This is a genomic window from Gordonia sp. L191 (assembly GCF_030077625.1).
Taxonomy (GTDB): domain Bacteria; phylum Actinomycetota; class Actinomycetes; order Mycobacteriales; family Mycobacteriaceae; genus Gordonia; species Gordonia polyisoprenivorans_A.
Window position 1 is genome coordinate 1317363 of record NZ_CP125996.1, and the last position, 15523, is coordinate 1332885.

10 protein-coding genes are annotated in these 15523 nt (G+C 69.7%); 8 read left to right on the plus strand and 2 right to left on the minus strand.

Annotated features, from left to right (window positions below; genetic code table 11):
* Positions 1-347: 347 nt before the first annotated feature.
* The 6 genes from QNM97_RS05830 to QNM97_RS05855 all read left to right on the plus strand — a co-directional run bounded on the left by QNM97_RS05830 (position 348) and on the right by QNM97_RS05855 (position 7139).
* Positions 348-512 carry a hypothetical protein gene (locus tag QNM97_RS05830; protein WP_283821962.1) on the plus strand — a complete coding sequence of 55 codons (165 nt, stop codon included), beginning with the start codon at positions 348-350 and terminating at the stop codon, positions 510-512.
* Positions 513-678: 166 nt separating this feature from the next.
* On the plus strand, positions 679-2178 hold the full coding sequence (locus QNM97_RS05835; protein ID WP_283821963.1) for a nitrate/nitrite transporter: 1500 nt from the start codon (positions 679-681) through the stop codon (positions 2176-2178).
* Positions 2175-4769 carry a nitrite reductase large subunit NirB gene (nirB, locus tag QNM97_RS05840; protein ID WP_283821964.1) on the plus strand — a complete coding sequence of 865 codons (2595 nt, stop codon included), beginning with the start codon at positions 2175-2177 and terminating at the stop codon, positions 4767-4769. Before QNM97_RS05835 ends, nirB begins: the two co-directional genes overlap by 4 nt.
* Complete coding sequence (gene nirD / locus QNM97_RS05845) at positions 4766-5230, plus strand: nitrite reductase small subunit NirD (protein WP_283821965.1); 465 nt, start codon at positions 4766-4768, stop codon at positions 5228-5230. The genes nirB and nirD overlap by 4 nt, the downstream gene beginning before the upstream one ends.
* On the plus strand, positions 5227-6399 hold the full coding sequence (locus QNM97_RS05850; protein WP_283821966.1) for a uroporphyrinogen-III synthase: 1173 nt from the start codon (positions 5227-5229) through the stop codon (positions 6397-6399). Before nirD ends, QNM97_RS05850 begins: the two co-directional genes overlap by 4 nt.
* Positions 6396-7139 carry a sirohydrochlorin chelatase gene (locus QNM97_RS05855; RefSeq protein WP_283821967.1) on the plus strand — a complete coding sequence of 248 codons (744 nt, stop codon included), beginning with the start codon at positions 6396-6398 and terminating at the stop codon, positions 7137-7139. The genes QNM97_RS05850 and QNM97_RS05855 overlap by 4 nt, the downstream gene beginning before the upstream one ends.
* 69 nt (positions 7140-7208) lie before the next feature.
* On the opposite strand, the gene QNM97_RS05860 is transcribed toward QNM97_RS05855, so the two are convergent.
* Both QNM97_RS05860 and QNM97_RS05865 read right to left on the minus strand, forming a co-directional pair.
* Entirely contained in the window at positions 7209-7517 is a 309-nt protein-coding gene (locus tag QNM97_RS05860) for an MGMT family protein (RefSeq protein ID WP_283821968.1), read from the minus strand.
* Positions 7514-8299 (minus strand): alpha/beta fold hydrolase, encoded by a 786-nt coding sequence (locus QNM97_RS05865; RefSeq protein ID WP_283821969.1) that lies wholly within the window; start codon positions 8297-8299, stop codon positions 7514-7516. The genes QNM97_RS05860 and QNM97_RS05865 overlap by 4 nt, the downstream gene beginning before the upstream one ends.
* A 114-nt stretch (positions 8300-8413) precedes the next feature.
* On the opposite strand from QNM97_RS05865, the gene QNM97_RS05870 reads away from it, so the two are divergent.
* Positions 8414-12043, plus strand: a complete 3630-nt coding sequence (locus tag QNM97_RS05870) for an ATP-dependent helicase (RefSeq protein ID WP_283821970.1) — start codon at positions 8414-8416, stop codon at positions 12041-12043.
* On the plus strand, positions 12036-15485 hold the full coding sequence (locus tag QNM97_RS05875) for an ATP-dependent helicase (RefSeq protein WP_283821971.1): 3450 nt from the start codon (positions 12036-12038) through the stop codon (positions 15483-15485). The genes QNM97_RS05870 and QNM97_RS05875 overlap by 8 nt, the downstream gene beginning before the upstream one ends.
* Positions 15486-15523: the final 38 nt, after the last annotated feature.

A 15523-nucleotide genomic window follows, 5' to 3' on the forward strand; every position in this document is an offset into this window, starting at 1 on the left:
TTGTGGACAACGTGTTTCGGCGCCAATTTTCTGTCGGTGGGGTGTGGTAGACGGAGCGGTTTTCGCTGTAGTTGATGGATGTGGTTGCGATACCTGTCATCTCGCCGGGTCTCGAGGCCCGGCGCCCGGGGCGCCGTGCACCTCGACCATCGAGGGAGGGGTGCTCGAGCATCGGCGGGGAAGGGATCGCGCACCTCGACCATCGGGAGGAAGTTCCGGCGCGTGGGGCACGGTTTTCCTGGACCATCGGGAAGGGTTCTCTGCCATGGGACAGGAAGGGGTGCTCGACTATCCTTGACCGTGGCTGATCTCACACGAAGAACACACCCGGCAGAAGGGCGTCACTGATGGATCTGCTTGTACCCGGCCTCATCATCCTCGTCGTGGTCATTGGTCTGATCATCAAGATCCGCCGCGACCGGCCGCACCCCGATGGTGAGTACTACAGTTATCCCGGCTGGGCCACCGGAAGTGATTCGGGGTCTGGTGATTCGGGATCCAGCAGCGACTGAGTCGGCCCGGTCTCACAGACCACTGGCGCAGATGTGAGAACAACGTGACGTCGCGGTCACTGCGGTGACAATCGGCGCAATACGCGCTTCGTAGTTTTGGTTCCAACGACCGACGCCGTCGTCGGTGGTCACGGCATCAGCCCACCCGAGACCGATGGGAACCCACATGGCATTCTCGACCCTCCTGCACGACCTGCGCAGAGACCACACGATCACCGACTGGGATCCAGAAGACCGGCACGCCTGGGACGCAGGCAACGCCGCGATCGCCCGCCGCAATCTGCTGTGGTCGGTGATCTGCGAGCACATCGGTTTCTCGATCTGGTCGCTGTTCTCGGTGATGGCCCTGTTCATGGGCCCGCAGTACGGCATCAACGCCGACCAGAAGTTCGTTATCGCGGCGACGGCGACCTTCGTCGGCGCGTGTCTGCGCGTGCCCTACACCCAGGCCACCGCGCGCTTCGGCGGCCGCAACTGGGCGATCTTCTCCGCCGTGGTCCTGCTGATCCCGACCGGTCTGACGATGATGCTGATGATGAACCCCGGAGAGTTCGGTTTCGGCTGGTTCCTCGCGGTGGCCGCGCTCACCGGCTTCGGCGGCGGCAACTTCGCCTCGTCGATGACCAACATCAACGCGTTCTATCCGCAGCGACTCAAGGGCTGGGCGTTGGGACTCAACGCCGGCGGCGGCAACATCGGGGTTCCGGCGGTCCAGCTGATCGGTCTGCTGGTCATCTGGCTGGCAAGTGACAAACCCGAGATCCTGTGCGCGATCTACCTTGTCGCGCTTGCCGTCGCGGGAGTCGGTGCGGCGATCTTCATGGACAACCTCGATCACCAGACCGCCAGCGGGCGGGCGATGATCGATTGTCTCAAGCATTACGACAGCTGGCTGATCTCGGTGCTCTACATCGGTACCTTCGGTTCGTTCATCGGCTTCTCGTTCGCCTTCAGTCAGGTACTCAGCCTCAGCTTCCAGTCGTCGGGTCAGTCTGCCTCGGCCGCATCGCTTTCCGCCGCGCAGATCGCGTGGATCGGTCCGCTGCTCGGCTCGTTGTTCCGACCGCTGGGTGGAAAGTTCGCCGACCGGTTCGGTGGTGGGCGGGTGACCCTGTGGTCCTTCGTCGCGATGGTCGCCTCCTCGGTGATCCTGGTCGTCTCCGGAACCTCCGCCGATTCACATCCCGGCCACCGGATCGAATCCGCGCAACTGGCGGGATTCATCATCGGGTTCATCCTGTTGTTCGCGATCTCGGGCATCGCCAACGGCTCGGTGTACAAGATCATTCCGACCATCTTCGAACACAAGTCGCGGACCCTGCCGGGGATCAGCGGAGGTGCCGCGGTGCTGTGGTCGCGGTCGATGTCGGGCGCTCTCATCGGTATCGCCGGGGCCGTCGGAGCACTCGGTGGCGTGGCGATCAACCTCGTCCTGCGCAGTAGCTACAAGGCCAATCATTCGGCGACGGTGGCATTCTGGATCTTCATGGCCTTCTACGTGGTGGCCGGGGTGATCACCTGGTGGTTCTACGCCCGGCGCGAGGTGGTCCTCGATCCGCACTTCCGCCACACCGGCGACATCGAGGTCGCCGACGCCGGTGGCATCGGCGACACCACACCCGCCACTCCTGTCGCCCCGGCCACCCCGGCGGTGGATGCCCGATGATGCACTCCCGCACAGATTTCCAGCCGAAGTCGAGGACCGTCGTGGTGATCGGCCACGGCATGGTCGGACACCGGTTCGTGCAGTCGCTGCGAGAGCGCGATCACGGGGGGACCTGGCGCGTGGTGGTGATCGCCGAAGAGGCCGACGCCGCATACGACCGGGTGGGATTGTCGTCCTACATCGGTGCGTGGGACCGGTCATCGTTGGCGTTGTCTGGCAACGACTATGCGGGTGACGACGCGGTGCAGCTACACCTGGGGGAGGCGGTCACCGCGATCGACCGGGGCGGGAAACGGGTGATCACCGATCGGGGGGCCGAGATCGGTTATGACGCACTGGTGTTTGCGACCGGCTCATACCCCTTTGTGCCGCCGGTGGCCGGTCACGACCACGACCGGTGTTTCGTCTACCGCACCCTCGACGATCTCGACGGCATCCGGCGCGCCGCAGAGGCCTCGACGCCCGGCGCCGCCGGTGTGGTGGTGGGCGGCGGGTTGCTCGGCCTGGAAGCCGCCAATGCCCTTCGGCTGCTGGGGATGACGCCGCATGTCGTCGAGTTCGCGCCGAGGCTCATGCCGATGCAGGTCGACGCCGGGGGTGCGGCGGTGTTGCAGAACCTGGTCTCCGACCTGGGGTTGCACGTGCACACCGGGGTGGGTACGTCGTCGATCGCCGACGCTCCGGACAGCGAGTCGCTGACGGTGACACTGAGCGATGGGGCGACGATCGACGCCGCCCTGGTCGTCTTCTCCGCCGGTGTGCGTCCTCGCGACGCGGTGGCCCGGGAGGCGGGTCTTCCCGTCGGGGAGCGCGGCGGCGTGCTGGTGGACTCGGCGTGCCGAACCGCCGATCCGGACATCTATGCCGTCGGCGAGGTCGCCGCGGTCGACGGGCGATGCTACGGCCTGGTCGCCCCCGGATACAGCACCGCCGACGTCGTCGCCGACCAACTCCTCGGTGGCAGTGCGACATTCGCCGGTGCCGACATGTCGACCAAGCTGAAGCTGCTCGGCGTCGACGTCGCGAGCTTCGGTGACGCCATGGGGGAGACGGACAATGCGCTGGAGATCGTCTACTCTGACCCGCTCGCCGGCCGCTACGCCAAGATCGTGCTCTCCGACGACGCGCGGACCCTGCTCGGCGGCATCCTGGTCGGCGATGCATCCGCCTATGCCACGCTCAAGCCCATGCTGGGGCGCGAGATCCCGGGAGATCCGGCTGCGCTGATCGTTCCCGCGGCCGGGGAGTCCGGCATCGGTCTCGACGCGCTGCCCGACGACGCGGAGATCTGCTCGTGCAATGGGGTGTCCAAGGGTGTGATCTGTTCGGCGATCGCCGACGGTGCCTGCGACATCGCCGCGGTGAAGGCGTGCACCTCGGCGGGCACCGCCTGTGGCGGTTGCGTACCGAGTATCGCCTCGCTGCTGGCCGCCTCCGGGGTCGAGCTGAGCAAGTCGCTGTGTGAGCACTTCACGCAGTCGCGGTCGGAGTTGTTCGAAGTCGTTGCGGTGACCGGTATCCGGACGTTTTCCGAGCTGATCGCCCGGTACGGGACCGGCTCCGGCTGTGAGGTGTGCAAACCGACGGTCGCCTCCATCCTCGCGTCGACCTCGAGCGATCACATCCTCGACGGCGAGCAGGCCGCGCTGCAGGACACCAACGACCATTTTCTGGCGAACCTGCAGAAGAACGGCAGTTATTCGGTCGTGCCCCGGATGCCCGGCGGTGAGGTCACCGCCGAACAACTGATCGTCATCGGCGAGATCGCCCGCGACTTCGACCTGTACACCAAGATCACCGGTGGCCAGCGGATCGACATGTTCGGCGCCCGGGTCGAACAGTTGCCGCAGATCTGGCGGCGCCTCGTCGACGCGGGAATGGAGTCGGGACACGCCTACGGCAAGAGCCTGCGCACGGTGAAGAGCTGTGTGGGGCAATCCTGGTGCCGATATGGCGTGCAGGATTCGGTCGGGATGGCGGTGTTCCTCGAGAAGCGGTACCGCGGTCTGCGATCGCCGCACAAACTGAAGTTCGGGGTCTCTGGGTGCGCACGAGAATGCGCCGAGGCACGTGGTAAGGACGTCGGGGTGATCGCCACCGAGAACGGCTGGAACCTGTACGTGGCCGGCAATGGTGGACAGAGCCCGAAACACGCCCAACTGCTGGCCGGCGGAGTGGATGACGCGACACTGGTCGCCTACATTGATCGGTACCTGATGTTCTACGTCCGCACCGCCGAGCGGCTCCAGCGCACGGCGCCGTGGCTGGAGGCGCTCGACGGCGGTCTCGATCATCTGCGAGCTGTGGTGTGCGAGGACAGCCTCGGCCTGGCGGCGGAACTGGAGGCCGCGATGGACCGTCACGTCGCCGGATACCGTGACGAGTGGGCCGAGGTGCTCGCCGACGAGGAGAAGTTGTCGCGGTTCGTGTCGTTCGTCAACGCGCCGGACGTGCCCGACCCGACCATCCGGTTCACCGACGGCGAGGTCACCGGCGACCGCAAGGTCCCGGTGCTGCTGGACATGCCGCGGTTCCGGGCGCAGCAGCCGAGGACCGGCCGAACGACCGAACGCGAAGGAGTGGCCACATGACCGCCGACACGGCGACCGGCGCAGGGTCCGCACGCCCAGGGCAGATCGGCGCAGGGCAGATCGGCGCAGGGCAGTGGGTGCGCGCCTGCCCCTTCGATCGGCTCGTTGAGGGACGCGGAGTCGCAGTCCTCGGCCCGCAGGGCAGCCAGGCGGCGCTCTTCCGGGTGCCTGCGGCCGAAACCGACCGCGAGGCGGTGGGTCGCTCGCGGATCTACGCCATCGGCAACATCGATCCGTTCGGCCGTGCCGCGGTGCTCTCCCGTGGGCTGACCGGCGATCACGACGGTGAGCCCACGGTCGCCAGTCCGCTGGGCAAGCAGGTCTTCTCGCTGCGCACCGGGGTATGCCTCGACGACGAGTCGGTGTCGGTGCCCTCGCTGGCGACCCGCGTGGTCGGCGGCGTCGTCGAACTCTGGTTCGGCACCCCCGATCGTCTCGTCGCCCCCGACGGGCTGCGATGAGTTCTGCAGCGACACCGCCGATCTCCGACGATCTGCCGTTGACCGGATTCACCGTCGGGATCACCGCCGCCCGCCGCGCCGACGAGTTCGCGGCGCTCCTCGTGCGCCGCGGCGCCGACGTCGTCATGGCCCCGACCATTCGCATCCTGCCGCTCGTCGACGACACCGAACTCGAACAGGTCACCGAGCGGATCATCGCCGACCCGCCGGACCTGATGGTTGCCACCACCGGGATCGGTTTCCGCGGCTGGGTCGAGGCCGCCGACGGCTGGGGGGACGCCGATCAACTCCTCGGCGCGCTCGGCGAGAGTAGGCTGATCGCCCGCGGTCCCAAGGCCAAGGGCGCGATCCGTGCGGCCGGACTCCGCGAGGAGTGGTCGCCGGAGAGCGAGTCCTCCTCGGAGGTCCTCGACCGTCTGCTCGACGAAGGGGTGGAGGGCAAGCGGATTGCGGTGCAATTGCACGGCGCGACGAGCGAATGGGAGCCACTGCCCGACTTCGGTGCGGTGCTACGCGCCGCGGGCGCCGACGTCCTGGCCGTCCCCGTGTACCGCTGGAACATGCATCCCGACGTCGCGCGGATCGACGCGATGATCGCGTCGGTCGTGCGCGCCGACCTCGACGCGCTCACCTTCACCAGCGCACCCGCGGCGGCGTCGATCCTCACCCGCGCCAAGGAGCTCGGCAAACTGCAGCCGTTCCTCCACGGACTGCGGACCGCGGTACCGGTGTTCTGTGTGGGTTCGGTGACCGCGGGGCCGCTCGAGGCATTGCAGATACCGACCGTGTATCCGCGCCGATTCCGGCTCGGTGCGTTGGCCCGGTTGATCACCGACGAATTGCCCCGACGCAGCCATACTCTGCGGGTTGCCGGACACGACACCGCGATTCGGGGTCAGGCGGTGGTCGTCGACGGGCAGATGCGTGAGTTGTCGGCGACGGGACATCTGTTGCTCAAGATGCTCGCGCAGGTCCCTGGGCGGGTGGTGGGTCGCCAGGAGTTGCTGCGCGGACTGCCCGGCGACAGCGCCGACACCCACGCGGTCGAGGTGGCCGTTGCTCGTCTGCGGGCGGCGCTCGGCGACCCGAAGATGATCCAGACAGTGGTCAAGCGCGGATACCGCCTTGCCGTCGATCTCGAGTACGACGAAGCCGAGGACGAGTCATGATGATCCGCAACGATATTCGTCCTGCCGCGGGTGACCGGTTGGGCGGGGTCCGCCCCGTGCTCGTTGCGCACGGGACCCGCAACCCCCGCGGCGTCGCGGTGATTGCAGAGATCGCCGAGAAGGTCGCTGCGACGGTTGGTCCGACGCGCACCGCCTTCGTCGACGTCCTCGGTCCGACCCCGAGTGAGGTGCTCGGCGGGCTGGATCGCCCCGCGGTCCTGGTCCCTGCCTTCCTGGCATCGGGATACCATGTGCGCCAAGATATCCCGGAACACGTTCGCGCGTCCGGGGTCGGTGATGCCATCGTGACCCGCGCCCTGGGCCCCGATCCTAGGATCGCCGCTGTCCTGCGGCGGCGGTTGATCGAATCCGGGTGGCGACCCGGAGACGCCGTGGTGCTCGCCGCGGCCGGCTCAACCGACGACTCCGCCTGTGCCCAGGTGTATCTCGCCGCGCGTCAGCTCGAGGGGCTGATCGGTGGGCACATCGAGGTCGGCTTTCTCACCACCGCCGCACCGACCGTTGCCGACGCGGTCGCCGCCGCTCGAATCTCCGGTCGCGGCGTCGTCATCGCCGCATACCTGTTGGCCCCCGGCCTCTTTCACGAGCGCCTGCACACCGTGGGTGCCGACCTGGTGGCCGAGCCGCTCGGCGCCGACCCGGCGATCGTCGAACTCATCGTCACCCGGATGCGTGCCGCGGTCAGTCCGTACCGCACCGATGCGGTCCTGCTGCGCTGACCGCGCCCGCCCTCCCGCCGACAGCGCTCTTCCTTTCGCCGACAGCGCCCGTCTCCCCGCCGACAGCGCTCAGTCGAGTATGTCGATCTCCCAACGACATTCGCGCATCAGTACCTTGCCGTCGCGAATCGGCACCCCTTCGTCTCGGAGTCGGTCGAGCTGCCGCTGGGCGAGATGCGGTGCGGGCTTGCCGCTCGCCGAGATGACCCGATGCCACGGCAGGTCCGCGGAGTCGGTGCGCATGATCCACCCGACGATCCGCGGGGAACTCAATCCGGCTGCGGCGGCGAGGTCGCCGTAGGTGCTGACCCGGCCGGACGGGATGGCGGCGACCAGGGTTCGCACCCGCTCGACGTCGTCCTCGGTGACCGCACTCACAGCAGCGAACGTACCAAGCGGGCGGTCAACCCGGGTTCGAGGAAGGGCACCATGTGTTCGCAGTCGGCGTGGTGAACCTGCACCTGTTCGCCGCGTTCGCTCGCGCAGGCCTCGAGGAACGCCGGCCGCACGAACGGCGGGTCGACGCGATCGGCGACGACAACATGGGTGGGTACCCCGCGCGGCGGAAGCGTTGGCGGACGGCTCATCTCGCTCCACGAGGCGGCCGTCATCGGGGCACTGACGCGCCAGCCGACGCGCCCGTTGTCGCGGGCGGTGAGGTGCTCGGCGATCTCGGCCTCGAGGATCTCCGCGGGCACCGCCGCCCAGCCCTCGGAGCGTTTGGCCGCGCGGGCCGCGTCGGCGTCGGGGTAGTCCCAGTTGTCGAGGCCGGCGGTGGCGACCTCGAGTGCGAACTCCGGGTCGAGGCCCTGCGCGGGATCGAGTAGGACCAACCCGCGCACCGCGTCGGGCCGCTGGTTGGCCAGATGGATCGCCAGCGCGCCACCGAAGGAATGGCCGAGGACCACCAACGGCAGCGCCGCCGGATCGATGGTGGTGTCGATGAACTCCGAGAGCGCACGCACATGGTTCTCGATCGCCCACGGCGGACGCCACGGCGAGCGGCCGTGGCCGATGAGGTCGGGTGCGACGACGTGCAGGTCGGCGAGATGGTCGTGGGCCAGCGGAGCCCACCGCATCCCGTGGCCGGTGAGGCCGTGCAGTGCCAGGACCGTCGGGGCGCGCCGGTCGCCGAACTCGACGTGGTGAAGTGCCGTCACGCCGACGATTGTGCCGTATGCGGCGCAGCGCGCAGCCCCGGCCCGGACAGGGCAGACCGGTTCGGGGAGACGGGCCCACCGGCGATTGTCGGTGGGGCGTGCTTGCATGGACCCATGGCCCGTAAGCGTCCCTCGACCACGGCCGCGCCGAGCTCGCCGAATCGGGCCGCCCCCGCCAAGCGGGGGTCGTCGCGGTCGGCGCAGGCACGCCCGCGCTCGGCCGATGGCGCGGCCGGCCGTGGTGGTACCGCTCTGCGCGCACATCTCGTCGGCGCCGACGGCGGGCCCATCGTCACCCGCGAGTGGCCGCCGAGCGTGATGCGGGTCATCGAGGCGCAGACCGCCGAGGGGACCGTCGCCGACCCGTGGCGGCCGTTCCGCGTCCACGGCGGGCCCGGCTCGGGCAAGACGGCGTTGGTGGTCGACGCGGCCGTCGCGCGTCTCACCCGTCCGGGCATCGACCCGGAGTCGGTGCTCGTGCTCACCGCGAACCGTCGCGCCGCGGTGGCGTTGCGGGAGGAGATCACCCGCCGGGTGCTGGCGCAGTCCTCGGACGTACCCGCGCTCGGCGGGGCGCTGCGTGAACCGTTGGTACGCACGGTGCATTCGTTCGCGTTCGCGATACTGAGGCTGCAGGCGCAGGCGCACGGCAACCCGCCCCCGCGGTTGATCACCGGCTCCGAACAAGACGTCGTGTTGCGCGAACTGCTGGCCGGCGACATCGAGGACGGTGCCGAGTACTGGCCCGCCCATCTGCGTCCCGCGCTGGGGACCGATGGGTTCGCGCAGGCGCTGCGCGATCTGATGATGCGTGCCGCCGAACGGGGCGTGGGCCCCGAGGAACTCGCCGAGCTCGGCTCCCGGCACCGGCGTCCCGAGTGGGTCGCCGCGGCGCACGCATACGCGCAGTACGAGCAGAACGTCCTGTTGCGCGGCACGGTCGGATCGCAGACGCCGGGCGCCTCGGCGCCTGCGGTCGACGCCGCGGAACTCGTCGGCTCGGCGTTGTCGGCCTTCGCCACCGACCCCGACCTGCTCGCCGGGCAACGTCGGCGTATCCGGCACCTGATCGTCGACGACGCCCAACACCTCGACCCACAGGCCGCCCACCTGGTGCGGTTGATCGGCACCGGAACGGATTCGACGATCATCGCCGCCGACACCGACCAGTCGATCTTCGGATTCCGCGGCGCCAGTCCGCGGTTCGCCGATTCGCTGGCGGCACCCGGTACCGACCGTGACGTCGTGCTCGACACCGATTTTCGTCATCATCGCCAGATCGCGGTGGTCGGTCGTGCGCTCGCCGCACGGTTGCCCGGCGCGCGCCCGCATCGTTTCCCCGTGGTCCCCGACGCCGACGCACCGCCCGGCGGGGCATCGGTACGGGTGTACAGCTCCGCGGCCAAGGAGGCGACGGCGGTGGCCGATCTCCTGCGGCGTGCGCACCTCTTCGAGGGGGTGGCGTGGTCGCAGATGGCGGTCATCGTGCGGTCGGCGCATCTGACGCTGCCCGCCCTGCGGCGGGCGTTTCGTTCGGCGGGGGTGCCGCTGACCACCCCGACCTCCGATCTGCCGCTGCACCGGCAGCGGTCGGTGGCCGCGCTGATGGTGGTGCTGCGGGCGGTGGCTGCCCGCGAGCGGCCCGAACACCCTGCGGAGCAGCACGTTTACGAGGCTCCGCATGTCAACGAGGCTCCGCATACTGACGAGGCTCCACACACCGATGAGACTCCGCATGCCGAGGATTTCACCGCCGACGACGCGCTGGCACTGTTCACCGGTCCGGTCGGCATGGCCGACCCTGGGGCGATGCGCCGGCTGCGGCGGGGTGTGCGGCGTCGCGACGAGCAGGCGGGGGGCGAGCGCGCCGGCCGCGATTCGCTGTCGTCGCTGCGTCTGGCGCTCCTCGACCCCGAGCTCGGCGCCGAGTACCTGGCAGCGCTGACCGACCACGAGGGCGCACCGCTGGCTCGGGTGCTCGACGTGATCGCCGCCGGCGCCGCCGCCCATCGCGCAGGACGAGGTGTGGAGGAGACGCTGTGGGCGTCCTGGCAGGCCACCGGCCTGGAGCGGCGGTGGGTCTCCTCGGCGATTCGTGGCGGGCCCGGCGGCGAACAGGCCGATCGTGACCTCGACGCGATGATGGCGATGTTCGAGGCGGCCGCGAACTTCTCCGACACCTTGCCCGCCGCGGGCCCGGCCGGGTTCGTGCACTACCTCTCGCAACTGCAGATCCCGCGCGACAGCCGCACCCCGGCCGCCGCAGCCGACTCGGTATCGGTGCTCTCCGCGCACGCCGCCGCCGGCCGCGAGTGGGAGGTCGTCGCCGTCGCCGGAGTTCTCGACGGATTGTGGCCGTCGCTGCGTAGCCGCGGAAGTGTCTTGGGCACAGCCGAATTGGTGGACCTACTCGACGGGATGGATCCCGCGGCGATCGATCGGGTGGCGCGGGGCGCCGGTGCGCTCGCCGACGAGCGTCGACTACTGCTCGTCGCGTGCACCCGCGCACGCCGACGACTACTGGTGACCGCCGTCGAGGACGGAGGAGGGGAGTCGTCGCCGTCGAGGTTCATCGGCGAGATCTCCGACGCGCTGCGGATCGACGCCCGGCGGGGCGGAGTGGACGAGTCCGACGACGCCGAGCAGCCCGACGATCCCGATGTCCTCGACACCGTGGCCGAGGACGAGTTGCCCATCGACCCCGGTGTCGACCGGGTGTTGTCGCTGCCGTCGCTGGTGGCGACGCTGCGTGCGGTCGTGGTGGCCGGCGCCGACGAACCGGACGAACGCACTCGCGCCGCTGCGCAATTGCTTGCTCAACTTGCTGATTCGGATATTCCCGGAGCGCATCCGCGGGACTGGTTCGGGCTGTCGCGGCCGAGTTCCGCCGAGCCGCTGTGGACGCCTGAGGCCGGCCCCGTGGTGCTCTCACCGTCCAACGTCGACCAACTGTCGCGCTGTTCGCTGCGTTGGATGCTCGAGCGTGCCGGAGGCCGCGACGGCGACGGCACCCCGGCCCTGACCGGCTCGCTCGTGCACACGCTGGTGCAGGCCGTCGCCGGGGAGATCGAACCCGCCGAGGTGACGTCGGCGCTGCGCGAGATCTGGGAGCGCGTCGACACCGGGGCGGTCTGGTACTCGGCGCACGAACTCGAGCGTGCTGAGGCGATGCTCACGAATTTCCGTGAGTGGCTTGCTCTTTCCCGCGACGACCTCACCACGGTGGGCGTCGAGGCGGTCATCGACGCCGTCATCCCGCCGGCCGCGGATTCCGGTGCCCCCGACGCCGCACCGGCCGAGGACGGCTCGGCCCTGCCGGTACGACTCCGTGGCCGGGTCGACCGCCTCGAACGCGACGCGCAGGGCCGACCGGTCGTCGTCGACGTCAAGACCGCCAAGTCGGCCATCACCAAGGCCGACACGCTCGACCACGCCCAGCTCGCCGCTTACCAAGTCGCCATCGCGCACGGCGGGGCGCGGGAATTCCCGGGCACCGACGTCGAGCCCGGCGGCGGTCGCCTGGTGTACGTGTCGGCGCCGCACCGTTCGACCGGCGCCACCGAACGCGAACAGCCCGCGCTCACACCGGAATTGCTCGACGAGTGGCGCGCGGTGGTGCGCCGTGCCGCGCGCTCGGGCATCGGCCCGGTCTTCGAGGCGACCCCCAACCCCGGCTGCGCACACTGTGCGTTGGTGACCAGTTGCCCCGCCCAATTGCGTGGCAAGGCGGTCACCGATGACTGACGGCACCACCGGGAGCACCACCACCGAGGCACGGCCCACGCGCCCCCGGGTGTCGGCGACCTCGCTGGCCGCCGCCCTCGGGTTGCCTCCGCCCACTCCGGAACAGGTCGAGGTGATCGAGGCGCCCACCGAGCCGATGCTGGTGGTCGCCGGCGCGGGCGCGGGCAAGACGGAGACGATGGCCTCCCGCGTGGTGTGGTTGGTGGCCAACGGCATCGTCGGGCCCGACGAGATCCTCGGACTCACCTTCACCCGCAAGGCGGCCAGCGAACTCGGCGCCCGCATCCGCAGGCGGCTGTCGATGCTCGCCGGCTCCCCGGCGCTGCTGACTTGGGACCCTGACGGCGCACTCGCCGCACGCCTGCGGGCCGGTGATCCGGAGGTCAGCACCTACCATGCCTATGCCGGGCGACTCATCGCCGATTACGGTCTGCTCCTGCCCGTCGAGCCGCATGCGACGTTGATGTCGGAGACCGAGTTGTGGCAGATGGCCTTCGGGATCGTGTCCTCGTGGACCGGGGAGCTGACCACCACCAAGGTGCCCTCCAGTGTCACCGAGGCGGTCTTGCGGCTGTTCGGTGAGATGTCGGAGCACCTCGTCGATCTCGACACCCTCGCCGCATGGGGCGACGACCTGTACCGGATGGTCGACGATCTGCCCAAGGCACCGCGCCAGCGGGGCGCACCGAACGCCGCGCTGCGCACCGTTCAGCAGGTGATCGACGAGCGCCGGGAACTGTTACCACTCGTGGCGACCCTGATGCGCACCATGCGCGAGCAGGCCGTCCTCGACTTCGGCAGCCAGATGTCCCTGGCGGCCCGACTCGTCGCAGGCAACCCGGAAGTTGTTGCCGCCCAGCGGCAATCATTCCGCGCGGTGCTGCTCGACGAATATCAGGACACCGGTCACTCCCAGCGCGTGCTGCTCTCGGCCCTCTTCGGTGGGCAGGCCTCCGCGGGCAGCGATCCGGTGGCGGTCACCGCCGTCGGCGACCCGATCCAGTCGATCTACGGGTGGCGCGGTGCGTCGGCAGCCAATCTGCCGCGCTTTGCCACCGACTTCCCCCGCGCCGACGGTTCGCCCGCGCACCGGCGTGAACTGTTGACGAGCTGGCGCAACCCGGTGCAGACGCTGCGCCTGGCGAACGAGGCGTCCGAGGAACTGCGGCGTCGTGGTGTGCCGGTGAGCGTTCTGCGTCCGCGGCCGGGCGCCGACGCCGGGACGGTGACGTTCGCGTTGACCGAGACGGTGCTCGATGAACGCGCCTGGCTCGCCGACCAGATCGCGGCCCGCTACCACGACGTCGACGGTTCGGGGCCGCCGACCGTCGCGGTCCTGGTGCGCCGCAACGAGGATTCGGCGCCGATCGCGGCCGAGCTGGAGGCACGCGGCATCCCCGCGGAGGTCGTCGGCATCGGCGGACTGTTGCACGTTCCGGAGATCACCGACGTGGTCGCGACGTTGCGGCTGATGGCCGACCCGATGGCCGGAACCGCGGCGATGCGCCTGTTGACCGGTTCTCGATGGCAGCTCGGTGCGCGCGACCTGGCGGCGCTGTGGCGGCGCGCCACCGAACTGGCCGCCGGTCAGATCGCCACCGGTGGGGTGGTCACCACCCGCGAGGAACTCGACGAGGCGCTCGACGCGGTGCTGCCCACCGAGGTGGTCGACCGCGCCGGGATCGCCGACGCCGTCGTCGATCCCGGCGATCCGGAGGCCTACAGCCCCGACGGCTACGCGCGTATCCGTGCGTTCGGGGCGCAACTGGAGTCGTTGCGGCGCCGGATGGGTCAGCCGCTGCCCGAGCTGGTCGCCGACGTCGAGAACACCATCGGGGTGGCCGTCGAGGCACAGATCCGTGCACGCCGGATGCGCGGCGCGATCACCGGGCGTGAACACCTCGATGCCTTCGCCGACTACGTCACCCGATACGCCGAGCGGCCCGGCGCGAATCTGGCGGGCCTGCTGGCGTTTCTCGATACCGCCGAGACCATCGAGAAGGGGCTCGAGCCCGGGCGGGTGGAGGTCGCCGAGCAGCGCGTGCAGATCCTGACCGTGCATGCCGCGAAGGGACTCGAGTGGGACGTCGTCGCGATTCCCCATCTGTGCCAGGGGATCTTTCCGTCGTCCAAGGGCGAGACCACCTGGATGCGCAGTGCCCGTGAGCTTCCGGGGCCACTGCGTGGCGATCTCGCCGAACCGGAACCCCGGGGCCCCGCGGCCGCGAAGCTCGCGGCGGCGCGACCGGCCGGCGCCGACGAGGGGTTTCCGGTGCTCGATCTGAGTCGGGTGGGCGACCGCAAGGAGCTCGAGGACGCGTTGACCGAACACAAGGAGGCCATCGCCGAACGCCGACTCTCCGAGGACCGGCGGTTGCTCTACGTCGCGATCACCCGAGCCCGTCACGATCTGTTGGTCTCGGCGCATCACTGGTCGGAAACCGGGGAGAAACCCCGGGGTGGGTCGCCGTTCTTCAACGAGTTGCTGGCCATCGTGACCGAGACGGTGGAGAACGGAACCGCCGACGAGGCACGGGGTTTGACCGTCGACGTGCTCGCCGACGACCCGCCCGACGGCGCCGACAACCCGTTGGCCGAGCGGGTCGATGCCCGGATGTGGCCGACGGATCGACTCGGTGCGCGCCGCGACGCGGTGGCCGCCGCGGCCGATCTGGTCCTCGACGAACTGCGGCGGCGGGAGGCGCCGGCGTTGTTCGGGGCACCCACCGATCCGGAGCCCGATCCACAGTCGCCGGTGACCCACGACGCGCCGGTCGATGAGATCGAGGCGTGGCGCGCCGAGGTGGAGGTGCTCCTCGCCGAGCACGAGCGCACCAATCAGGCCGAGGTGGATGTGGCGCTGCCGGCTCATCTGTCGGTCAGCCAACTCGTCGACCTCGACACCGACGAGCGTGAATTCGCACGCAAGCTCCGACGCCCGACGCCGTTCCGTCCCAACCCGATCGCACGGCGCGGCACCGCCTTTCACGCGTGGGTCGAGCGGTGGTTCGGTGCGACCCGACTGCTCGACATCGACGAGTTGCCCGGCGCCGCCGACGAGAGTGCCGCCCCCGACGCCGATCTCGACGCGCTGCGCGAGGCATTTCTGGTCTCGCCGTGGGCGGCCCGCAGCCCCAGCGAGGTGGAGGTGCCCTTCGAGACGGTCATCGGCGACACGGTGATCCGCGGGCGCATCGACGCGATCTTCGCCGAACCCGACGGCTCATGGGTGGTGGTGGACTGGAAGACCGGGGCGGAGCCGAGCGCCGACTCGTCGTCGGTGTTCATCCAGCTCGCGGCCTACCGCATCGCGTGGGCGCAGTTGGCCGGGGTGCCGCTGGAGAAGGTGTCGGCCGCATTCCACTATGTCCGGTCCGGGCGCACCCTCGCGCCGCGAGACCTGCCCGATGCCGCGGCACTCGCCGCTTTGCTGGCCCGATGAGCTAGATTCCACACTGTGACAGCAGCGAGCCCTCCGAG

Coding starts and splice junctions, on each gene's coding strand:
- QNM97_RS05830 (WP_283821962.1), top strand. CDS start 348: ATGGATCTGCTTGTACCCGGCCTCATCATCCTCGTCGTGGTCATTGGT.
- QNM97_RS05835 (WP_283821963.1), top strand. CDS start 679: ATGGCATTCTCGACCCTCCTGCACGACCTGCGCAGAGACCACACGATC.
- nirB (WP_283821964.1), top strand. CDS start 2,175: ATGATGCACTCCCGCACAGATTTCCAGCCGAAGTCGAGGACCGTCGTG.
- nirD (WP_283821965.1), top strand. CDS start 4,766: ATGACCGCCGACACGGCGACCGGCGCAGGGTCCGCACGCCCAGGGCAG.
- QNM97_RS05850 (WP_283821966.1), top strand. CDS start 5,227: ATGAGTTCTGCAGCGACACCGCCGATCTCCGACGATCTGCCGTTGACC.
- QNM97_RS05855 (WP_283821967.1), top strand. CDS start 6,396: ATGATGATCCGCAACGATATTCGTCCTGCCGCGGGTGACCGGTTGGGC.
- QNM97_RS05870 (WP_283821970.1), top strand. CDS start 8,414: ATGGCCCGTAAGCGTCCCTCGACCACGGCCGCGCCGAGCTCGCCGAAT.
- QNM97_RS05875 (WP_283821971.1), top strand. CDS start 12,036: ATGACTGACGGCACCACCGGGAGCACCACCACCGAGGCACGGCCCACG.